Annotated in this window: 8 protein-coding genes and 1 pseudogene; 2 read left to right on the top strand and 7 right to left on the bottom strand. The window is 68.0% G+C overall.

What is annotated here, in order from left to right; all coding sequences use genetic code 11:
• Positions 1-67: 67 nt before the first annotated feature.
• From ACTWOL_RS03095 to ACTWOL_RS03120, 6 genes and pseudogenes are all read right to left on the bottom strand, one after another.
• Positions 68-2,416, bottom strand: a complete 2,349-nt coding sequence (locus ACTWOL_RS03095; RefSeq protein WP_474294040.1) for a UvrD-helicase domain-containing protein — start codon at positions 2,414-2,416, stop codon at positions 68-70.
• Entirely contained in the window at positions 2,413-9,156 is a 6,744-nt protein-coding gene (locus ACTWOL_RS03100) for a DEAD/DEAH box helicase (RefSeq protein WP_474294042.1), read from the bottom strand. The genes ACTWOL_RS03095 and ACTWOL_RS03100 overlap by 4 nt, the downstream gene beginning before the upstream one ends.
• The gene (locus ACTWOL_RS03105; RefSeq protein ID WP_474294044.1) at positions 9,153-14,639 is read right to left on the bottom strand and encodes a class I SAM-dependent DNA methyltransferase; all 5,487 of its coding nucleotides are present in this window, start codon (positions 14,637-14,639) and stop codon (positions 9,153-9,155) included. The genes ACTWOL_RS03100 and ACTWOL_RS03105 overlap by 4 nt, the downstream gene beginning before the upstream one ends.
• On the bottom strand, positions 14,636-17,632 hold the full coding sequence (locus ACTWOL_RS03110; protein WP_474294046.1) for an SNF2-related protein: 2,997 nt from the start codon (positions 17,630-17,632) through the stop codon (positions 14,636-14,638). The genes ACTWOL_RS03105 and ACTWOL_RS03110 overlap by 4 nt, the downstream gene beginning before the upstream one ends.
• Before the next feature lie 171 nt (positions 17,633-17,803).
• Positions 17,804-19,042, bottom strand: coding sequence for a serine/threonine-protein kinase (locus tag ACTWOL_RS03115; protein ID WP_474294048.1), 1,239 nt, complete (start codon positions 19,040-19,042; stop codon positions 17,804-17,806).
• Between the two features lie 118 nt (positions 19,043-19,160).
• Positions 19,161-19,421 (bottom strand): annotated as a pseudogene (locus ACTWOL_RS03120) (DUF2399 domain-containing protein); the annotation flags it as partial.
• 68 nt (positions 19,422-19,489) lie between these two features.
• Here ACTWOL_RS03120 and ACTWOL_RS03125 point away from each other — a divergent pair.
• Positions 19,490-20,227, top strand: coding sequence for a cytochrome P450 (locus tag ACTWOL_RS03125; protein ID WP_474294050.1), 738 nt, complete (start codon positions 19,490-19,492; stop codon positions 20,225-20,227).
• Positions 20,228-20,351: 124 nt separating this feature from the next.
• Here ACTWOL_RS03125 and ACTWOL_RS03130 read toward each other — a convergent pair whose 3' ends face one another.
• Positions 20,352-20,537: a hypothetical protein gene (locus ACTWOL_RS03130; RefSeq protein WP_474294052.1), complete on the bottom strand. Its 186-nt coding sequence runs from the start codon at positions 20,535-20,537 to the stop codon at positions 20,352-20,354.
• 93 nt (positions 20,538-20,630) lie between these two features.
• On the opposite strand from ACTWOL_RS03130, the gene ACTWOL_RS03135 reads away from it, so the two are divergent.
• Positions 20,631-21,824: a hypothetical protein gene (locus ACTWOL_RS03135; protein ID WP_474294054.1), complete on the top strand. Its 1,194-nt coding sequence runs from the start codon at positions 20,631-20,633 to the stop codon at positions 21,822-21,824.
• Positions 21,825-22,030 lie beyond the last annotated feature (206 nt).

Consider the following 22,030-nt stretch of genomic DNA (forward strand, 5'->3'; position numbering starts at 1 on the left):
AACCGAGTTCCCTCTCCCGGGCCGGAGCTCCATAGACGGCTGCCGGCCCGGGTGTGCCACCCGGTCCTCAGATCGGCAGGAACGGGCTGGGCTTGTCGTGCCAGCTGATGTTGAGAGCGTCGCGGGCGCGGGTGGCGGCGACGAACAGTAGAGAGCGGGCCTTACGCTGTTCGCGCTCGTAGCGGGGAGGGTCCTCGGTGCGGTAGCGCTCGATCACGCTGGTGCGCGGAATGATGCCATCGCTGGCGCCGACGATGGCGAGGCGCTGGTATTCCAGGCCCTTGAAGCGGTGCATGGTGCCCACGTGGATCTCACCGTCGCCCTTGGGACCTTCTTTCGTGAGCTCGGCGCAGGTGATGCCCGCCTTCGTCTCCAGGTAGTACATGGTCTGGCTGACCATGTCGCGGTCGGCGACGCACACGGCGATCCGGCCGCTGGGATCGAGAGGGGCTCCGTACTCGTCGGTCGACAGCTCTGCACGCCAGGTCGTCAAGGTGGTCGCTACGCCAGCGAGTTCGTCCTCCCAGGTCTCGTACGGAACGAAGCCCGGCTTCGGGCCGTGGAGGACGGAGCGGTATCCGGCGAGGTTGTCGGTGCCGTCGTCGAGATCGTCGTAGGTGATCTTTCCGCTGTTCTCCTTGGGCGCGACGACGCGGAGGGCTTCGGCGAGGATCTCCTTGGTGGTGCGGTAGCTGAGGGTCAGGCGGGAGGCTCGGCCGCGGATGTTGATGCCGAGGGCGCCGAGGGCGACCTGGTGGTCGTAGATGCGCTGGTGGGTGTCGCCGGCGATGAACAGGTCGTTGGGCAGGTCGGGGTCGGCCATGGCACGCAGCATCTTCCAGTGCGCGGGGCGCAGGTCCTGGGCCTCGTCGACGACGATGTGCCGGTAGCGGTGGCCGAGGTAGCGCATGCCGGAGCTGTTGTCGCGGTGGATGAGGTCCTTGCCGCCGATCTCTTCCTTGTACTCGCGGCGGGCCCTGATCTTCGCGGCGCGCTCGATCTCGTAGCGGGCGGCTCGTTCGGCGGCTTGGCCCCAGGTTTCCACGCCCAGCTTGTCGAGGCGGGCGGTGAACTGCTCGATGAGCTTCCAGACGTGGTGGCGCTCGGGGCGGGTCAGCGCCCGGCCGCGGCCGGCCCGGCGGGCCTTGAAGTAGTCGGAGCGGGTGGCGACGGCCTGGCCGAGGATGACCTGTTCCCACTCCTCCAGGAGGAACTCCGGCTCGAAGCGCCGGTCGTCGAGTTCGGCCAGCAGTTGGCGCATCTCGTTGAGGGCCACGTGGTCGTACACGCGCTGCTTGCCGCGGCCGGGGGCGGTGTTCTCGCCGAGGACGCGCGCGGCGAGTTGGTCGATGTGGGCGATGTCGACGCGGGCCAGGAGTTCGGGTTCGATCAGGGAGGCAAGCCTGAGCCGCAGGTCGGTGGTGAGGTTCTTGGTGAAGGTGGTCAGCAGGATCGGCTTGCTGTGGCCGGGAGGAAGCTGCTCGGCGAGGTGCTTGACGCGGTGCAGGGCGACGATCGTCTTACCGGTGCCGGGGCCGCCGGAGACCCGGGCGGGGCCTTTGTAGTGACGGTGGACCAGGCGTTCCTGCGTGGGGTGGAGGAAGACCTTCCAGGCTCGGAAGTCTCCTTCCTCGATGGCGTCGCGTACGTCGTCGTCGACCGTGGTCACCTTCGTGCGGGAGAGGGCGGCGGCGAAGTCGTCGAGGTCGGGGCGCTCGTCGAGCTCGACCGGGGCGGTGATCTCGCGGCGTACGTCGTCGATGTCCATCCCCGCGGCGAGGCCGTACAGGACGTCCTTCGACAGCAGCGGGGCGCCCTCCAGGAGTTGGTCGAGCTCCTCGCTGGTGGTCACGATCAGCGCCAGCTCGATGAGTTGGTCCGCGACGCCGAGCTCGCGCAGCTGTCCGGCGTCGTACGCGGACAGCAAGGCCGGAGCCACGGGTACCGGCTCGGGGGCGGGCTCTACGGCCTGCGGCTTTGCCTCAGGCTCCGGCTCGGGCTCGGGCTCGGGCTCGGGCTCGGGCTCGGGCTCCGCGAGGGTCAGCGTGATGCCGGCCCTGCGCAAGGCACTCTGGCCGACGACGGACAGGTCGACGAACTCGATCTCACCGGTGACGCGGTTGACGGCTACCTGGAGCTCTTCGTAGACGTCCTTGCGGTGGCGGACGGCGATGAGCAGCCAGCTCTCGATACCGTCCGCGTCGACTCCGGTGGGGGTAAGCAGGGCCCGGTAGTCCTTGCTGACGCGGGCGGACCAGATGCGTGAGTCGCCCTTGAGCTGCTTCTTGCGCAGACCCGGCAGCTCGGGGTTGTCCCGGAAGTGGTGGCAGAAGTTGTAGAAGTCCGACTTCACCGAGCGGTCGAGCTTGTACAGCTCCTGTTCGGCCTTACGGTACAGGCGGAGCCGGGCGGTCATCGGGGAGTGCCTTCTTCCGTGTCGGGGAGCTGGGCGATCAGCTCGTCGAGGTGGTCGAGCCATGCGGCCGCGGTCCGTACGGTCCAGCCGTCCGCGGTGTAGGCGGCGTCGCGCCGGTGTGCCTCGTCGTCGTCCTCGCTCGTGGGAGCGGGGACCACGGCGATCTTCACGCCGGAGGTGTGCCATGCGAAATCGGCCGGCCAGCGGCTGGTGCTTCCCAGTTCGTAGCCGAAGACGGGCGCCTGCTTGCCCCGGTCGGCGAGCACCTCGGCGAGGCGGAGCAGGTCGGGTGCCTCGACGGAATCCTCGCGAAGGAACTCCAGGATCTCCTCGTCCCAGGCCGCGTCACGCAGGAGCCGGGCGACGGCCTGCTCGACCGCCGAGTCCTGGTCCGGGCGCGGGTCGGCCGGCTTGACCGTGACGGCGGGTACGCCGATGAGCGAGTCGAGCTCACCGAGGCCGCCGCAGACGGCAAGGACCTCGACCTCGAACTCAGCGGCCTTGCTGGTGGCGAGCTGCACACCGTCGCCGCCAGCCGACGAGAGGAACTGGGTGAGGTTGCTCCAGTACAACCAGGACCGCCAGCGTTCCTTGTGCTCGTCGGTGTCCAGTACGGCGTCGCTATCGTCGAGGACGGTGAGCGCGGTCCACCTCAGGTTCTCGGGGTCGCCACCGTCCACCGCGAACACGATCGGCAGCCCGGTGTCGTCCTGGGTGCGGAAGACATGCACGGGTCCGATGCCGGCGGCGTCCGGGACGACCGGCTTGTCGTGGCGGTCGGCGACGGAGAACGTGGCCAGCTGGCCGCGCAGCGCGGCGACGAGTTCACTGCGCCGTCCGGTCGCGGCGACCGGGGCCGTACCGGGCTGGGCCGTCAGCCCGGTGACGAGCGCGCGAGCCCGGCGGGTCCAGCGCTCGGGGGCCGGGTCGCGCAGGTAGGCGATCAGCGTGTCGATGGGGTTGGCGAAGACAGCTCCGGCGAAGTGGGCGCGCTTTCCGCCGTACTGCTCGTACGCCGTTTTGGCCCCTTCCTGTGCGGTGCCACGGTAGGGCGGCCAGACGGGCTTCGTGCGGGTGGGCCGGTTCTCGAACAGGTCGATGTCGGCCCAGGTGACCTGGAAGACGATCTCCCCGTCGGCGCGCAGACGGGTGCGCTTGGCCGCGTCGGCGGCGATCTGATTGTGCTCGCGGCTGGCGTGAAAGCGGAAGCCTTCGAGGTAGACCTTGACGCTCTGGGCCGGGCCGTCGACACGAGTGAAGGTGAAGTCGCTGACAGTGCCGCGGAGTTGCTGCTGCGCGGTCAGCCGCCAGTGCGTCACACCGGAGCCGCCAGTGCTGCTGGCTCCGCTGGTGAAGCGGAGGTGGCCGCTGGCATGACCGTCCTCGTCCAGGGAGGCGTCCTCGGTGACCTTCACCCAGTCGCGCAGGGCGGCCAGGAAGCGGGCCTCCAGGTCGGACTCCACCTGGGCGTCCAGGCCGACGAGCCCGGTGTGCTCGACGTCGTCGATCTCCCAGCCGTTCTCGCCGTCCTTCGTGAACAGCAGGGACTCCAGCATGGTCAGTGCGGACTGGCGGGAGACGATGTCCTGGAAGGGCTCCGGGGTGTAGCGGTGCAGGCAGCGGTGGCAGGCGCGGCGCTGCTCCTCGGCGCACGGGCAGTTCTTCAGCGTCTCGTACGCCGCCAGGAGGGTGTCTCGGAACGCATCCCGGTCGGTGAGCCGGTCCAGGTAGCCGGTGCCGCCGGGCAGGGAGTCGAAGAGCACCAGAAACCAGCGTCGTTCCCCGCTGCCGGTGTCCGGCATGGAGGCGACCGTGGTGGCCAAGTGCTGCGGGTCGCCCCCGAAGTGCAGGTCCACGCCGAGCCGCAGTGCGGCCCGGAAGGAGTGCACCTTGGCGTCGACGTCCGCGGTGGCGGCCGGGATCAGCACGCGCAGTGCCTCGGTCTGCAACTGGTGGGCGAGCAGCACCGGCTCCTCGCGGGCGCCAGTCTTCTTGCCGCGGCGCAGTGGGCACCACGGGCGGTGGTGCTTAAGGCGACCACTGCGGGCGGCGAGGGAGTCCAGTTCGTCGGTGTCGTGGTCGAAGACGGGCTGTCCGTCGGCGCTGGCCGCGCCGCACGCCGTGCACACGTGGAACGGGTTGAGCCGCACCAGGTGTCCGGCGAAGTCGTCACGGGACTGGGCGTCGTAGCGGACTGGCCCGACGTTGATCCGCCGGATCATGGCCCGGCGGCAGTAGTCGACCCCGAACGTCTGATGCTTGTGCCGCCACGAGCCGGGCTCGATGTCGGCCTCCGGGATGTCCACCGCGTCCACGACGGCATAGGAACGGCGGTCGCGGTCGTCCTTGTCGTCACGGATCCGGGCGTCCTCCCGCTTGTCGCGCGAGGTGACGGTGGCGGGTTCGACGATCTGGAACAGGCACGAGCCGTCGTCGGCGATGTGCGCGGTCTTGCATCGCGGGCACGGCGAGCGGTCCTCGGCGGCGTTCTCGGTACGGACGTAGCCGCAGCCGGGGCACACCCGCCAGGTGCGCCACTCCTGCTTGCCACCGGTGGCGACCTCCAGGCCGCTTATCTGGTGCTTGTAGCCGTTGACGTAGAAGGTGTTGCCGGGCGCCAGTTCCTCCAGCGCGATACGCCGGGGCCGCTCGTAGGCGTAGGTGTCGGAGGTGTACTTCGTCTTCTTCGTCTCGGGGTCTACACCGTCCTCGCCGTACAAGGTCGCTGACAGGATGGTCGTGGAGTCGATCAGGGCGTAGTTCGGCAGCAGCCCCAGGTCGCACAGCGCGGTCTGCGCCGGGGTCTCGCCCAGGTTCATCAGACGCCGCCCGACACCGCGCCGTTCGGCGTCGAGTTCGGCCTTCTGCCGGGCCTGGTCCGGGTCGGAGTCGTGCAGCTCGTCGTGGGCCTCGTCGATCTCCTTCAGCCGGGCCCGCAGGGCGCGTTCGCCCCGGAACCACTCTCGTTCGGCCTCCTCGACCTTGCCGCGCAGTTCGTGCGTGGCGTACCTGATCAGGTCCTCCTTGGCCTGGTCGCTGACACCAGTGGGGAACAACTCCAAAAATTGCTTGGCGAGTTCTTCACCCTGGGCGATGGCCAGTTCCACCAGGTCGACGAGATACCCCGACGGGCCGAACAGGCGCGGTGCCTTGTGCGGCAGGGCCCGCAGCACGATCCCGTCCGCGCGCACCAGCCGCCCGGCGGCGGCGTGGTCGAGCAGATGGGCCAGGTACTGGCGGCGCAGGATTTCGATGGCCGACAAGTAGCAGCCCGGGGGCACGATCGTGCCCGCGATCAGGTCCTTGGGACGCTCCAGGAAGTACAGGTCCCGGCGCCTGCGGTCCGGGATGGTCAGCAGGAACGCGTTGCCCGTACGGCGTCCGGCTCGCCCGACCTGTTGGGCGTACGAGGCCGGGCGGCGCGGCAGCGCGGCCAGCACCACCACCGACAGGTCACCGATGTCGATGCCCATCTCCAGCGTCGGCGTGCAGGACAGCACGTTCGGGTCTTTGAACCCCTCACGCCGCTTGAAGGCCTGCTCAACCTGCTCGCGCTGCGGGCGGGTAAGCATGCCGGTGTGCTCGGCGGTGACCACCTGATAGGTGCCGGCCCGGCGGTAGAGGCTCCGGTAGTAGTCGCGGGTGTAGTCCCGGTCGCGGTGGTGGACTCCAAGCCCCTCGGGCCGGTCGCCGGCGACCAGACGGCCCCGGCGGCAGCGGTACGAGGGGCAGGGCTGCTCGTGCCACTGGTCCAGCAGCGACGGATGCACCGTCTGCTCCCAGAAGCACACCGGGCAGCGCACATAGGCGTGCCGCACCTGTTCGTCGTCCAGCAGCCGGGCCTCGATGTTGCCCGGCTTGAGCCCGTAGACCCGCAGCGACGTGTCCTGCGGAGTGCGTACCGACAGCAATCCGAGAGCGGCCAGTTCGGGCAGCAGCTTCGACCAGAACTCCGGTGCCAGCTCACGCGGTAGCTCAAGGCAGCGGCCGGCCCACCGCTCGTACCAGGAGAGCCGGCCGGTGGCGAAGTCGAACTCGCTGCTGTTCTTGGGCTGGTTGAGCAGGAACACCGGGGCCGCCACCCGCTTGGGGAACGCCTTCATCCCCGGCGCGCGCCCACCCCAGACGAAATACCGGCTGGTACCCGCCTCGTCCATGTACTTGTTCAGCCACTTGTGCGCGACCGCTCCGCGGGTCCGCAGCCGCTCCAGGAAGATCCGTACGAACGCCAAGTAGCGGGCGTCGTCCTGGGCGACCAACGGCACCCCGTCGCGCACGCACTCCTCATGGATTCGCCGGACCAGCGCCACCACGGCCGCCGTGTCGTCGATGCGCACCTGCGCTGCGGCGGTACGGGTCAGCTCCAGCGTACGGCCATTGCGGGACCGGAACCCGAACTCCATCAGCGCCTCGAAGGCGAGCCGTTGCCCGATCAGCCTCCATACCGGCATGCTGCCGCCACGTCCCTGACCGGACAGCAACCGGTCAACTCCCTTGTAGACATGCAGATCGGGTGGCACGACGGCGGCGAGGGTGCCCTTGTCCGTGGTGGCTTCGACGACGTTCGCGATCAGATCGTTGAGCGCGGTCGGCTCGTCGTGGCTCAGGTGCTTGGCCAGCAGCGCGCGCAACGAGAAGGTGTACGACCGGTTCGCAACGAACCCGGCCCGGTGCGCAGCGTCCTGCACCGAGTCGTTGAACATCAGCGTCTTGTTCTCGTGCAGCTCCTTGTCGAGCTCCCCGCCCGTGAACAGCTGCGTGATCGACGCTGCGGCCATCGCCGCCGATCCAGTACCCAGGAAGCGGATCGCGTTGCGCTCACCGCAGGCCGGGCACCAGTCCTCGCGGGCGGCGGTGTTGGCGACCGTACCGCCGAAGTGGACCAGCACGAAGGCCGAGTCGCGGGCCGTAAGGCGCGGCTCCTTGGTGTCCTTGTCGTAGTCGTTGAGGGGGTCGGGCAGCCGCAGCCGCTTGCGCGCGCCGTCGAGCACCATGAGCAGCCCGCCAGCGCCCTGCCCGGCCGAGGCCCCGTTCGTGCCCCGGCCCCCGCCGGCCATGGGTGCCGCGCCGGACCCTTCCCGTGCCTCCCGGTCGGTAGCCGCGACCAGGTTCCGCACGCGCGCCTTGTCCTGGCCGAGCGAGGCGCGCCGAATCTTGAAGGTGTCGAACTGGACGTCGTGGTCATCGCTCTCCGGCGAGAACACCGCCCAGCCGGACCGCCCGCAGTCACGGCAGTACACGGCCGGCAGGAAAAGGTTGGCATTCTGCCCCGAGGTCGCCGTCGTCACGGGCGCCGGACGTCCGCTGTCACTCGCGCTTGCGTCGGCCAGCCCGGCGGCGTCCCAGCGGAACTCCGCCTTCGGCCACGGCAGTACGCCACGCAGCAGCCTCGACACCGACCGGGCCCACTGGTGCACCTCGACATGCACAAACGGCCGCGGCTCCCCCGGCGGCGACTTCGGATCCCGCGCGTACGACAACAACGCCACGAACCTGGCCAGCGCCTCAGCCGCTTTCTCCGGCTGCCGGGCCACCGCCTCGGCCCAACCGGCCGCACCCGCCCGCCACATGACGTCCAGCACCTCGGCGCTGTTCTTCACCTCACCGTCCAGCGCCTGCATCACGGCTCGGGTGAACAGGTGTCGCTTCAGATTCTCGCCGAGGAGGAGCGGATCCTTGTCGCGGATGCCGGTCACAGACTCGATGAGGTCAAGCAGAGCCTCTTCGCCAGAGGCGGGATCGGGCAGCGCCAGCATCTCGTCCGGCGTGGGAAGACCCTGCATCTTGACGTCGGTGAGCGGAACGAACTCCTCGACCGACAGCCGGTTCTCCCCGACGATGGACTCTGCCGTGAACTCGGTGCCGAAGACATCCGTGGCCACGTCGAGCAGCCGCGCCATGCCATCGTCGTCCGTCCCCGACGCGAGCGTCGCGGAGGTCGCCACCGGGCAAATAGACCCGAGCGGGCGCCCCTTTTCGGACACCCCGACGGCGGAGGCGAGCCGCCGCAGCAGCATGGCCACGTCGGTGCCTTGAGCGCCGTCATAGGTGTGGAACTCGTCGACCACCACGTACCGGATGTCCGCCCCCTGCCACAGCGGGGCGTCGTCCTCGCGCTGCAGCAGCAGGTCCAGCATCTTGTAGTTGGTGATCAGGATGTCCGGCGGCGACAACTGCATGTCGGATCGCCGGGTGCGTACCTTCTCGTACTTGGTCGCCGCACGGTCCCCGATGTACAGCCCCGCCCACAGCTTGCCGAGCCCAGCCTCGTTCTGCGTGAGCAGGTCGTTTATGCGCTGCGCCTGGTCGGTGGCGAGCGCGTTCATCGGGTACAGGAAGACCGCCTTGACCCCGGTCTTCCCGGCCTCGCGCTCTCGGCGGCAGTGGTCGAGGACGGGGTAGAGGAAGGACTCCGTCTTGCCCGATCCCGTGCCGGTGGTGACCAGGGTCGGCTGTGGGGTGTGCCCGTTGGCGGAGGTCAGCCGGGCGAAGGCGAGGGCCTGGTGGGCGTACGGCGTGAATCCCTCACGCTGCCATTCGAGGTGCTCACGCCAGCTGTCGTCGGCAGTGGTGAAGGGCGTACGGATACGGAGGTACGGGCCCCGGAACATCCCCGCCGTCTCGTCCCCGAGGAACCGGTGCAGAGCCTCCCGGGCGCCCTCGTCGGTGAGCGCGTAGGTCGTCGACAGGTACTGCAGCAGGCTCTCCTTGAGCCCGCGCGCCTGGAGAGTCGGCCTCACGGGTTCGGTACCTCCTGCTTCACCGGGTCCCACTTGCCGTCGGCGACCGCTTCGTCGAGCCGCTGCTTGAAGTAGGCGTGCGCCTCACGCATCTCTTGCTCGCGGTCCGCCCTGTGGAAGGGGAGGGTGTACCCGTGCGGCACGGGGGCAGTGTCCGGGGCGGCCTGGTACGCCTCGAACTGCTTCCAGGTCTCCTTCGTCTGACGCTGGCCGATCGTGCGGGCGTTGCCAGCGAGCTTCCATCCGTTGGCGTCGAACCAGGTGACCGCCTCGTACTTCTGGAGCACGGGGAAACGGCCTCGGTACGCGGCGATGAGGGCGTCGGCGTCCATGCCCAGCCATACGGCTACGAGGGCGTCGATCTCTACGAGGGCGGAGCGGCGGGCTCGTTCGGTACGGAGGGGGGTGTCGGGGGTCCAGTCGGGGGCTACGTCGTTGAGGGGCGGGAGGCCTGGCCAGGTACAGGCCCAGGGTTCTTGGGCCGTCCAGGTGGGGTCGTGGAGGTCTTGCCAGAGGTCGGCGTAGGCGCGGGTTAGGCAGTTGAGGCGGAGGGTGCGGAGGAGGAGGGCGGGGGCCAAGGGGTGGTTGGGAGTGGGGGCCGGCATGGCCTTGGCCCCGGCGATGCGGAGGTCACCTCGGCCGGTGGCCCGGAGGAAGTAGTCCAACGGCAGAGAAGCCCAGAATCCGGCCACTAGCGCAGTGAGACGAGGGAAGGGCATAGCCAGGCTGTGTACGGCATCGATGTGCGCGGTGCCTGGCGGGACTAGCGCTGCGTACAGCGCCCGCTCCGTGTCAGGAGCGACCTGACGACGCCACGCCAGCCGAGGAAAGACAACGTACCGTCGCCGGGCCCGCTCCTCCAGCGCGGCATCGATCTGCTCCGCCGTCACCTGATCCTCGGGGGTGCGATGGTCGTGTGCGATCTTGCGACGCGTGCGGGCGATCTCCTTCTGGCTTGACCGCAGCCACGCGAGCGCGCCGTCGTCGACCCACCGCTCCTGCTCTCGCAGGTACGCCTGGTTCCTGCCTGGCGCCCGTACGTACTCCGTGTCGGGCACGAAGTCCGGCGCAAGGGCAACAAGATCCGTCCCATACGGATCGTTACTACTGGCATCGTGTCGCTTGAATACCGGTGTGGCGATACTGATCTGGGTGCCCTTGAGGATCACCCGGCGCCACCGGTCCGGCTGGTACACCTGGCCGGTGGCGGGGTCAGGCCGGTTGTAGTCGATCAGATTGTCTTTCTTGGCACCACTCTCGTGGTAGCCCGGCGAGATCTGCGGCGCCAGAGGCCGAAGCCTCAGCGGGTAGTCCGCCAACGCCTCGATCGCCGCTGCCTCCGCTCTGCTCACCGGGAAGAGCATGCGAGCCTGCTCGACTGGCTGGTCGCCCTCGTCCAACAGACGCTGCCACACAGCAAGTTGATGCGAGTCCACTCGCACAACTCGCGCCTTATGCGGACGCTCGTCGAACTCCCCATTGCGATAACGCACTCCAGGCACCTCACCCGAGCCGTCATGCTGAGCAGAGTGCCGCAACGCGTCCGCTGAGACCAGCCAGGAGAGGTGGTCAAAGCTGATCTCTCCAGGCTTGCCGTAGACATGGACCCCGAAATGCGTGGTGTGACCAACAGGCTTGGGGAAGAAGCGCCAGACAGCGTTAACGAAGTCCCCGTGAACCCGAAGCCGTCGATACGCCGCCTCCCGAAGAACTCCCTCCTTGTCCCCGGTGAAATGTGTATCGGGATGCACCATCCCTGCTGTTCCGTCTGGCGAAGAGTGCGCCCAGACCTGTGACATGAACGCCCGATACACATCAGGCTGCGTCCCCGTCAGCAACGGATACATCTGCGGCGACCCGAACACGGCAACCTGCGCGCTGGTGCTGGTCAGCTCACCCAGCACATACCGCCGAGCATCCGCCTCCCCCAGCACCTCCCCGCGCCGCCGCTCCTTGTCCGCCGTAGACGCCTTCGCCTCCAGCTCGAACCACGGCTCATGCTCCGCAAGCACCGCCGACTCGTTCCACCGCGGCCGTACCCAAGGCGGATTCCCCACCTGAAGATCGAAGCCCCCACCCCGCGCGAACACGAGGGCGAACTCCAACTCCCAGTGCAGAAACCCCTGTTCCTTCGCAATGTCCCGCACGGCCCGCAACCACGGGAACCGGTCCTCCGGGTTACCGGCATCCATGCCCATGAACCCAGGCAGCGTCTCCTCGAAGCCCTTCAGCGCATCGAGACTGGTGAAGCTGTCGAGCAGCGTGCCCTCGGGCACATCCGCCGTACCCAGCATCGCCTCCAGGAACTCGATCCAGTCGGCGAGATTCTTGAGCGGCACGGCCAGCCGCCGCTCAGGCGCGTTCATGCCCGCCTTGGACGTACCCGGCTTCGACCTCGACGCCCCAACCCGCTTCAGTTCGACGACGCCTTCGTCGTCCGCACTCAGCTCAAGGTCCTCGAAGCTGGTTTGCTCGGGCCCCATCGCGAACAACGCCGTAGCCTCGACGAACCGCGGTTCCACAGCCGCAGGGACGGCCTCAGCCCGCTCTCCCGTAAACGGCACCCCGCCGAGCACCTCGCTCAGCCCCTCCGCGTCACCGATGTCGGCGGCAACGGCCCCGACCGCATACTCGCCATCGACCCCGTCCAGCAACCCGGCCTTCTCCACCGGCCAGAACCACAGCGCACACCACGCGTCCATGACGGTCTTCAACCGCCAGTACGGCGTGTCGACGGCGTTGAAGAGATCCTCCAGCACCTTCTCTTTCCGCACCGCTTGCTTAGGACGTTGCAGGAACGCGTACTCGGGATCGGCCGGGTCGGCCTGCCATACGTCGATGCGTCGGGCGATCGCCTCCTCAGACAACTCCATGCGCTTGACGACGGCAGACCACAGGAACTCGACCCGCCGGGCGGCATCCCGCAACTTCGTGAACTGCGAGGCCGCTTCCACCTTTGGCTTCCCGGTCTTGCCGTCGATCTTGCGGCTGCCGTCCTTGTCGAGGTGCGCGGTGCTGCGCTTGGGACGCTGGAGAATCCCCTTCCTCCACGTGGCAAGCTGCTCGACACCCGGCTTCGCGAGCTCCTTGGCCTCCTTGGACCCGGCGACCGCCGCCCACCCAGGACACGGCAGCAGGAACTGGTGAACCGCGTCATCCGGCAGCGGCTGAACCTCGCCGTCCTCGAGGAACGGCAGCGGCGTCGGCGCGAGTGCCCCCTTCGCCTTCAGCCACGCCTTCTCCGCACCCGAGACGTCGTCACCCTCGTACACGGCCCGTCGCCCGCCGATGAGCGAGTTGCCGCGACGCAGGTGCAGGCCGAACCAGGGGGCTCGCATGCCGGGGTGCATGGTGTTGAGCCACAGCGACACCTCCGCCAGCTCGACACCGGTGGCGTTCAGGTCGACGCCGTACGCATTGTGCAGCGCGATGTACGCCTTGGCCTTCTGCTTCTCGGTGATCGCGTCGGCGGTCGGGATGGTGATGCCGAGTTCCTCCTGGCGGCGGCGGAGGTATTCGTCGGCGACCTGGTCGATGGCCTCGTTGAGAAACGCGCCTGAGCCGAGGGCCGGTTCGCAGATCTTGTATTTCAGCAGTTCTGCGGCCCGCGTCTTGATGACCTGGCCGTGCTCGTCCCGTTCCTGGTCGAGGCGATGCTTGAGGGTGAGTTCGACCGTGACCTGTCGCAAGGACTTGGGGGTGTAGTAGGAGGCGGAGGTCTCCCGGTCGCGGCCGGCGAGCCGGTAGACGAAGGAGCCCTTCTCATACTTCTTCACGCCGCGCAGGCCCTTGCGGGCGTCCTGCTCGCCGTACTGGACGAGGGTCCTGTCAGGGTACTGGTCCCGCTTGCGCGCGGGGATGAGCCAGGAGCCCTGCTCCGGGTCGCCGCCGCGGGCCACCTCGCACAGCTGCTCCTCGGCGATGATGCCGGTGTAGGACATCAACCCCTCGTAGACGGCGCCGAGTTGGTCGATGCCGAGGTTGCGGTACGAGATGAAGCCGCCTCGCTCACCGCGTCGGCCCTTCTTCATGGTGAGCAGGCGCAGCACCTCGTGCAGGACTTCGTTGCGCAGGCGCAGGTCGAGCCAGCGGGGCGCCTCGTCCTCGTCGCTGCGCGGGTCGATGACTCCGCGGCCGATGAGGCGGATGGCGTCCGGTTCGAAGAGTTCGCTGCGCAGGGGCTCGAAGCGCAGGCCCCGGCCCTCGATGCGGCGGGCCGCCTTGGCCTTGCGGGTCTCCTCGTCGTCGCCGGGCAGGTCGTCGTCGGCTTCGGTGCCGTATGCGCGATGGCCGTAGTTGACCTTGTTGAACAGGACGTCGAGGGATTCGTGGAGGTGAAAGCCGTTCTTCGCCTCCTCCTCCACCAACTCCTCGTCGCGTTCGACGAGGTCGCGCAGCCGGGCCATGGAGTACCCGGCCTCGTACGAGCCGTCGTCGGCGGGCAGAATGCCCAGTTCGGGGCGGGCCTCGGCGTACAGCAGGAACAGGATGCGGTAGAGGTAGCGCAGCGACTCGCGGGTGAGTTCCTTGGTGAAGGGGATCTTGGGGTCTTCGACGTCGGCTGGGGTGACGTCGTTGTCCGGCTCGGCCATCCGGTGCAGGACCTCGTTGGCGATGAGCTCCACGGAGTGCTGCAGGCCGTAGCGGAGTTCGTTGGAGACGCCGGCCGCGTTGTCGCCGGAGGACTTGAGGAGGGCGTCGATCGCCCGGCTCTGGTCGTTCTCGCCGGGGCGGAGCATGTCCAGGCTGAACAGGGCTGCGATGGTGGCGAGTTCGCCCTGCTGGGTGCGGTCGTTGCGTTCCAGCGCGGCGTCGAGGTTGGCGGCGAGGCAGCGGCCCTCGTTCCAGGACCGGCGGTCGGCGAGGATGATCACGCCGCCGCACAGCAGCAGGACGAAGCGGGGGTGCGGGCCGCCCGCCTCGCCGAGTTCGCTCTGGAAGAGCCAGGAGGCCAGCGCCGCCCCCGTCTCGTACGACTCGCCCGAACCGGCCCGGAAGGGTGTGAGCAGGCGTCCGGCACCGTCGGCATCCAGGGCCGCGTCGTTGTCGGCGGACCAGCCGCAGTCGAGGGCGATGACGCCGTGGCCGTGGTAGGCGACGGGCAGGGTGTGGTCGCGTCCGGCGCGGTGCACGGTGAGGTCGGCTGGCGCGGAGTCGTAACCGAGGCCCCGCAGAACCGTCTGGTGCCACTCGGCGAGCCGCTTGGCCCACTCCGGGTTGTTGTGCGTGTTGAGGCGGGCCTCGTCATCGGCGTCTGCCTGGGTGGTCTGGGCGAAGTATCCCCGCACCTCCTCGGCGAGGTAGGGCGTGCGCAGGGTGCGTAGCAGTTCGCGCGCGGTCTTGCGTGGGTCGTTCTCGTCGCCCTCGCGTAGGGCCCAGGTGGCGAACAGGCCCTTCTTCAGGTCCGTACCGAGTTGATCGGCGAAGTAGTGCGCGGAGATGTATTCGCCGCGGTTGGCGAAGGAGTCGAAGTCGGTGCTCATCGCTGGGTGCCTCCTTCGGCGGCGGTGTGCGGTTCGAGGACGGCCAGCAGGCGCAGCATGGGTTCGCCTGCCGTCTCCAGGGAGTTGACCAGCTTCAGCCGCCGCTGGGCCGTCCGGTCGAGCTCCGCCTCCTTCGGCCGTGCGCTGGCGAAGAGCGCTTCCTGCCGCCATTCAGCGACCCGCTCGCGGTAGGGGGCGAGGGTGCCGTCGATCTGCTTGCGGTACTCGGCTTCGAGGGCGACGAGATGGCTTCGCGCCGCGTCGATCGCGTCGGGCACGAGTGCGCTGAGGCCGGGCAGGTCACGGGGAGTGGCGCGGCCGGGCATGCTCGGTCCGACGCCGTGGCGTTCCAGCGACTCCGCGGTCAGCCTCTCGACGACGGGGCTGCCGGGCAGGCCGGATACGGCCATCCACTCGACGACCGTAGGCTTGCCGAGTGCGTTGGAGTAGATGCCCTGCACCAGGTACGTCGGGCTGTCCACGGTGGCGGCGAGCACAGGTGCCTTGTGGCGGCCGATCTCGATCAGCACCTTGTCCGTGAGCCAGTCCAGGACGGGGTGGACGTCGGTGACGTACGAGACGTTGGGCCACTGCGACTCGGTGGTCTCGCGTGCCGCTTTCAGTCGGGTGCCGGCAAGATTCTTGGAGAAGGTGACGCGGATGCGCCCCGGTTCGTTCTTGCGCGGCAGGATCTGCTGCTCGTCCAGGTACGACTTGGGGAGCGCCTTGAGCCGGTACAGCAGGTCCTGCGGGGGTTCGAAGGCGATCGTGCCGTCGTCGTCGCGGCGCAGGGACAGCATGTCCTCGGGGTTGGGGCGGCAGACCTGCCGCAGCGCCTCCTCGAAGTAGTCGGCCGTGGACCGGAAGAGCTTCGGCACCACCGCGCGGGCCACCTCGGGGTGTTCGTGCACCGCGCCCACCTGGCCGAGCAGGCCAGCAAGGAAGGCGGCGCCGCCCTGCTGGGACTGCTTGATGGACTCCTCGACCGTGTGGCCGGCGATCAGGTCCTGGGTGAGGCGGTTCTCTTCCTCCTTGGCCCGGTAGAGACCGGTGACGGCCTCCGCCGACCCCTCGATCCGGTGCGCCTCCTCCTCACGCTTGAGGAGCTTCTCCCCCACCAGGCGGTCGTCCAGGGTACGCGGCTGCCCGGTCGCCTCGTCGGTGCGCCACGGGATGTCGCTGGTCAGGACGAAGGCACGGAACTCGGGCCGGTGTTCCTGGCCGTAGCGGTCGATACGGCCGTTGCGCTGCTCGATGCGGATCAGGGACCACGGAAGGTCGTAGTGGATCAGCAGATGGCACTGCTGGTGGAGGTTGACGCCCTCGGAGGCAACATCGCCCGTGAACAGGATGCGCACCGGGTCGTCGCGCAGGCCGAACTTCTCGACGATGTCCTGCTGGTCCTGGTCCGTGGTGGCTTCGCCGTGCATGACCTGCACGGCTCCGCCGTAGCCCAGCCAGGGCTTCTTCTCGTCCGGACTGGTGGCGAGCCGGAAGCCGAGCGCGGCCGGCACGGTCTCCGCCAGCCACTTCAGAGTGGGGATGCTCTCGGAGAACACCACGACCCGGGTGTCGGAGCCTGGTTTGACACCCATGGCGCGCAGTTCCTCGACCAGCGCCGCCATCTTGGCGGAGTCCTGGTCATCGATCTGCTCGGCGAGGTCCCGCAGGTCGACGAGCGCGGCCCTCTCCGCCTTCCGCGCCGCTTCACGAACCGCCGGATCCTCAGTCCGGGTCTGCCGCTTGGTGCCGTTGGCCTTGTCGGGCAGTGGGTTGTCGAGGTTCCCGATCCGGGTCTTGATCGTCTTTAGCAGGGCTTTGTGCGACGACAGGAACGATTTCAGCAGCCGGTACGGCACGAGCTGATGCCTGCTGGCCGACGGCGCCGACGGGTCGGCGGGGATCCAGCGCGTGGCCAGCTCCTTGAAGACCGCCAGTTCCTTGTCGGTGGCGGCGGCGTGGAGCGGCTTGGACGGGCCGCGGTCGGCCCACGCGCCCTTGAGTGACTCGCGGACCTCGGGCGAAGTCTTCGTACGCCGGATGTAGAGGTGGTCGAGGTTCTCCACCTTGTACTGGCGCGGATTGGCGATCGCCGCCTCGTCCAGCATCCTGACCAGCTCGGCGAACGACTCGGCGTCACCGTTGTGCGGCGTGGCCGAGGCCAGCACCAGGGCGTCGGTCCGGCGGGCCAGCAGACGGGCCAACGCGTTGTTCTTCGTGCCGCGGTTGACGAGGTTGTGGGATTCGTCGATGACGACGGCGTCCCAGTCGGTGTGCTCCAGGTGGTGCGCGTACACATCGCTCTTCAGCGTGTCCACGGAGATGATCACGCGCTTGAAGTACGCGAACGGATTACGGCCCGCGGGGATGTCCTGCTGCACCCGCTGAATGCCGGTCGAGTCGAGCCGCACCAGCGGGATCCCGAACCGGGTCCACAGCTCCCGCTGGAACTGCTCCAGGACATGCTGCGGCGTCACCACCAGAATCCGCTCACCGCGCCCACGCCGGATCAGCTCCGCCAGGAGCACGCCGATCTCCAGGGTCTTGCCGAGCCCCACCACGTCGGCGATCAGGATCCGCGGCTGCGGATTCTTCATGGAGAGCGCCAGCTCCGCCGGCCGCAGCTGGTGGACCTGCTGGTCCATGAGGAAGTTGTCCGCCAGCGCCAGCCCGTGCTCGGTCTGCGGCAGAAACGTCTTGCGCATGATCGCTTCGAGAAAGAGCCGGGAGCGGCGGTGGTTCGGCGAGTCGTCCGCGACCAGCTCGGTCTCGCGCGGATCCAGCTCCTGAACGGCGTCGAGCCGGTCGTAGAACGTGGCGTCCATGCCGCGGACGAACGACGAGATCCCGGTGACCTCGATCATCCAACCGTCACGAGTCCACGTGCAGTGGCGCACGAGCCACAGTTCGTCACGGATCAGGACCTGCGCTCCCGGCGCGTACCCGGACGAGCCCAGCGACCGCGTTCCCTCCGCGGCTTCGTCCGGCTCCACCGTAACGCTCCGACCGCTCACAGCCCCCGCCTCGACGCCCACACTCGCTCCGATCCCTCACACCTACGGCGCACCCCACGCGGTTCACCGGTCACACGACGTATGGGCAGCCCCAGGCCACTCCACACGCGTGCCCGCCAAGCTTCTCACCAGCCACGGACGGTTCGACCGTCACAGTGCGGTATTAACCGCGTACTCCGTCCGCAGCTCGTCCGCAACCCGTTTCGAGGCGGGCGACCTCCCGGCCTTGGACCGGACCTTCGGCTCCGCAGGTGTATCCGAAACCGGCCTGGCGGGCTCCCTTGGCGTGACGCTTTCCTCGGCGTCCGCCTCGGCAGCATCGTCATCCGCTTTTGCATCCGTCCTCAGACCGTCGAGGGGCGAATCGGGACCAGAGATCTCGACGATCTTGCCCTGTGCCTCAAGCAGCTTTTCGAACGACGGTGACAACGGCTCCTTGGCCGCATCAGGGGTGCCACCCGCGGTCGTACGCGCGATCAGCTGAAGCCGCGCCTCAGCCGGGGGCAGCCCGGCTGACTTCAATAGCTGCGCGCACCCGTCGGCCACGGCCCCGAGCGTCGGCCGCTCCTCTGGGGCATGGGCCAGCATCGACGCGATCAACGGCTTGATCGCGTCCGGTACGCCACTCAGATCCGGCCCGATGGCAGGATTCGCCACCTGCACGGCGACGGCTTCCCACGCCGCACCGTCGTACGGATAGTGCCGCGCCGCCGCGTACAACAGCACCGTGCCCAGCGCGTATACGTCCGCGGCAGGCGTCACCTTCGGCTGCCCGCTCGCCTGCTCCGGCGGCATACAGCGCACGGTCCCGATGATCATGCCGCTGTGCGACAGCGACTCCGTCGCGGCGTCCATGAACGCGCCGAGCCCGAAGTCGATGATCACGGGACCGTCCTTGCCCATGACAACGTTCTGGGGCTTCAGATCCCGGTGCAGCAGTCCAGCTGAATGGACAGCACTCAGCCCCTCGGCAAGCAGCGCACCAAGGCTGGCGACCAGCGCCGTGGGAAGGACACCCTCCTCGTCGACACACGCAAGAAGCGTGCGCCCGGCCACGTACTCCATGGCCAGCCACGGCCGGTCGGCAAACGGGTCGGCGTCCAGGAACCGCGCCACCCGGTTCGTACCGATCACGGTCCGCGCGATCAGGGCTTCCTTCTCGAACCGCGCCCGCATAAGGGGATCCAGCTTGTCGCTCCGGATCCGCTTCACCGCGACCGGATCGCCACCGGGGGTGTAGGCGAGGTAGACCTCGCCCATTCCCCCCGAGCCCAGCTCCTTGGCCACGGTGTACCGGCCGATCCGCTCGGGCGTCCCCGTCATCTGCTGCTCAGCACTCCTTACACGTACCCCTGCGCCATCCGGTCCAGATTCGTGGGCGCCGATCAAGCCTAGTCGCTCGCTGTACGGGGCATGCAGGGTTCTATCGTCTCTGCCGCTCTACCATGGGGCATCCCGCCCCAGCGGCTGTCGCCTGCCTGCTCAGCAGGTCATCACCCGCCCATGATCAGAGTTGGTCACCCCAATCCGCCAGGAGGGCGTCAGCGACGCCTTCCTCGTAGACAGCCGCCTGATACTCCTGCATCGCATTGCGCAAACGCGGGTCCCATGAAGTGCTACGGGCCTTCCCGGACAAGGCAACGTGGTCGTCTTCGGTCCGGAGCCCGTCTAGGTAATCCTCAGCGCTCATCTTCCAGGGCTCGGCTCCGTAACGGCCGATGAGCTGATTGGTCATGTCGATTCCCGGCCAGTCGAAGTCCCCGTGGTAGAGGAGCCGGACAAGCCGACCTGGTAGAGGACCTCGCCATCCCGCTCCCGGTAACCGTCATCTGCGAGATGCTCGGTGTACCAGAAACCGATCGCGCAGAAGTCCGCCGCTGGTCGAACGACCTCTTCGCCGCCGGCCAGCCGGACCGCATCGACGCTGCCTCACACGCGGTCGCCGAATACATGGGGGTGCTGGTCGGCACCAAGCACTATTCACCGGACGACAGCCTGCTGCACGACCTCATCGCAGTCCGCGACGGTGAGGACAGACTCAGCGAGGACGAACTGATCTCACTCGCCGTGCTGTTGCTGGTGGCAGGACACAAGACCACCACCAATTTCATCGGAAACGCGGCTCTGGCTCTGCTGCAGACGCCCGACACACTGTCCCGCCTCCGCGACGCCCCGACGCTGATCGGCTCCATGCTCGACGAGTTGCTGCGGTTCGACTCCCCCGTGGGGATAGCGACCTTCCGGTACAGCGCCGAGGCCCTCGCTCTTGGCGGGACAACAATTCCGCAGGGCGCTCCCGTGCTTATCGCTCCCGGAGCAGCCGATCGCGACCCGGCCCGTTTCCCCGATCCTGACCGCCTCGACCCGGACCGTGACACCGCTGGTCATCTCGCCTTTGGCCACGGCATCCACCGTTGTATCGGAGCTCCATTGGCTCGAGCGGAAGGCGAAATCGCTCTCGGGACCCTCCTCAGCCGTTTCCCGCGACTGCGCCTTGGTATTCCGGCCGAGCAGTTGGAGTGGCGTCATACGCGTCTGATGCGAGGGCTACGTTCACTACCCGTCTCTTGGTAGCCGTCGCCGCCCTCTACACCAACGAGTCCTGAGGACGCTGCGGTCGGCAGGTGACGCACTGTCGCGTGGCCGGACCATTGCACATCCGCAGATGTCTGTGTGTGCTTGTCGAATGCACCGTTGGTCACCCCTCAACGATCGACAACACCGACTCCTCGAACGCCTCTACGGAGGTGAGCAGCTCGGCGCAGATTCTGGCGAACGGCGTTCCGCCTATGCCCTCCGCGATCGGGGCCTGCTGGTCATACGGCGTAGCCGTGGTGTTCTGGCGACGGAAGTGACGGCCGCCGGCGAGTTCTATGTCGAGCACGGTCACCACCCGGACCACCCCGCGTACCAGGGTTCGGTGCCAGCAGTCGCTCCTCAGTCTCGGGCCCACCGCCGGGCGCGCGGGAACAAGGACATGTCAGACGCGGAGACCAAGCGGAAGGCCGCCCAGGCCGAGGCCCGGCCCAAGAGGGTGCCCATGCCTTACTGCGAACGCCCAATCGCGCGCGCTCGACGCGCGAAGGCGCTCGAACTCGTCGAGCGCCTTGTCACGGAACGGTCTGTAAGCGTTCGGCAAGCCGACGAAGCAGAGATGACTGAGTGGCGACGCGTCATCGACTACGCCAAGCGACACAGCCTGGTCCCGGCTGGTAAACGCATCGAGAAGTCGGGCGTGTACGACAATGGCCTGCACATCTCGTTGGTCGATGGTGTCCACCCGAACGCACGTCGGCAGCCACACGATGAGGTGCCTCCCGTGCCCGTGCCGGAAAAGCTGCGTGCGCGACATCCCGTTGTGGTTGCCCTGAAGGAAGACGCGACTCAGCTCGCGATGCCACCACAGTTGCGTCATCGAGCGCTACGGCTTCTGCAAGCTCTGGTTGCTGAAGCAGTCCGCCGAGGGCATGAGGTGCGGGAGCACGGAGGTACGAAGCGCCGACGCCCGCGTGGCTACTCCTACGAGGGCCGGTTCTTCCCGCCCAGTCATGCTAGGCGGGAGGGAGAGGTCGATCTCGTTGTTGGCGGGTTCACGTACACGGTGACCATCCAGCAGGAGTTCCCTCAATCGACCGACCCTGAGCGGTCACAGAAGCTGAGCATCGAGCTCGGGTATCACCACATCACCCGTCGGCGGCAGTGGGGCGACCGGAAACGGTGGACCTTGGAAGACGTCCTTGGCTTAATACTTCACGAGGTCGAGAGCCGTGCCGTTGACGATGCCAAGAAGCAGGTGGACGAGGAGCGAGCCAAAGCCGACCGACTGGTCCGGTGGCAGGAAGCCATGGAAGCCGCGAAGAAGCAGGCGGTCCAGACGGAGCTGGCCGCCATCCTCCTCCGACAGGCCAAGAGTTGGGAGGAGTCAAGCGCGCTGCGTGCCTATTGTGCGGCGCTGGAAGAGAGCCTCGCCTCGTCAACCGGTGACGGTGCGGCCATCGCCTCAGCTCAGGAGTGGTTGTCCTGGGCCCTACGGTACGCCGACGCCATCGACCCGCTGAAGTCGCTCCCGACCATGCCGTCGGTGCCAGCACCCAAGCTTGAGGAGCTGAAGCCCTACCTGAACGGCTGGAGTCCCTACGGCCCGGAGTCACACAACTACGGGTGGAGGTAAGCCGAACGATTGCTCCGGCAACGGCAGCTACTCCATGGAGTGAACCGATCCAACGCCGACAGCGCCACAGGGCCTTCGTCTGTAGCGTCGACTGCCGGTCAACTCACGACGCCAACTCGTCGGAGTCCTGTCCGGTATCACCCGCTGAGCAACGAGGAAGACAGCATGGCTGGCGCTACCGACAACCGACCTCTCCGCCTACCGGA

The sequence above is a fragment of the Micromonospora sp. IBHARD003 genome, assembly GCF_056106285.1.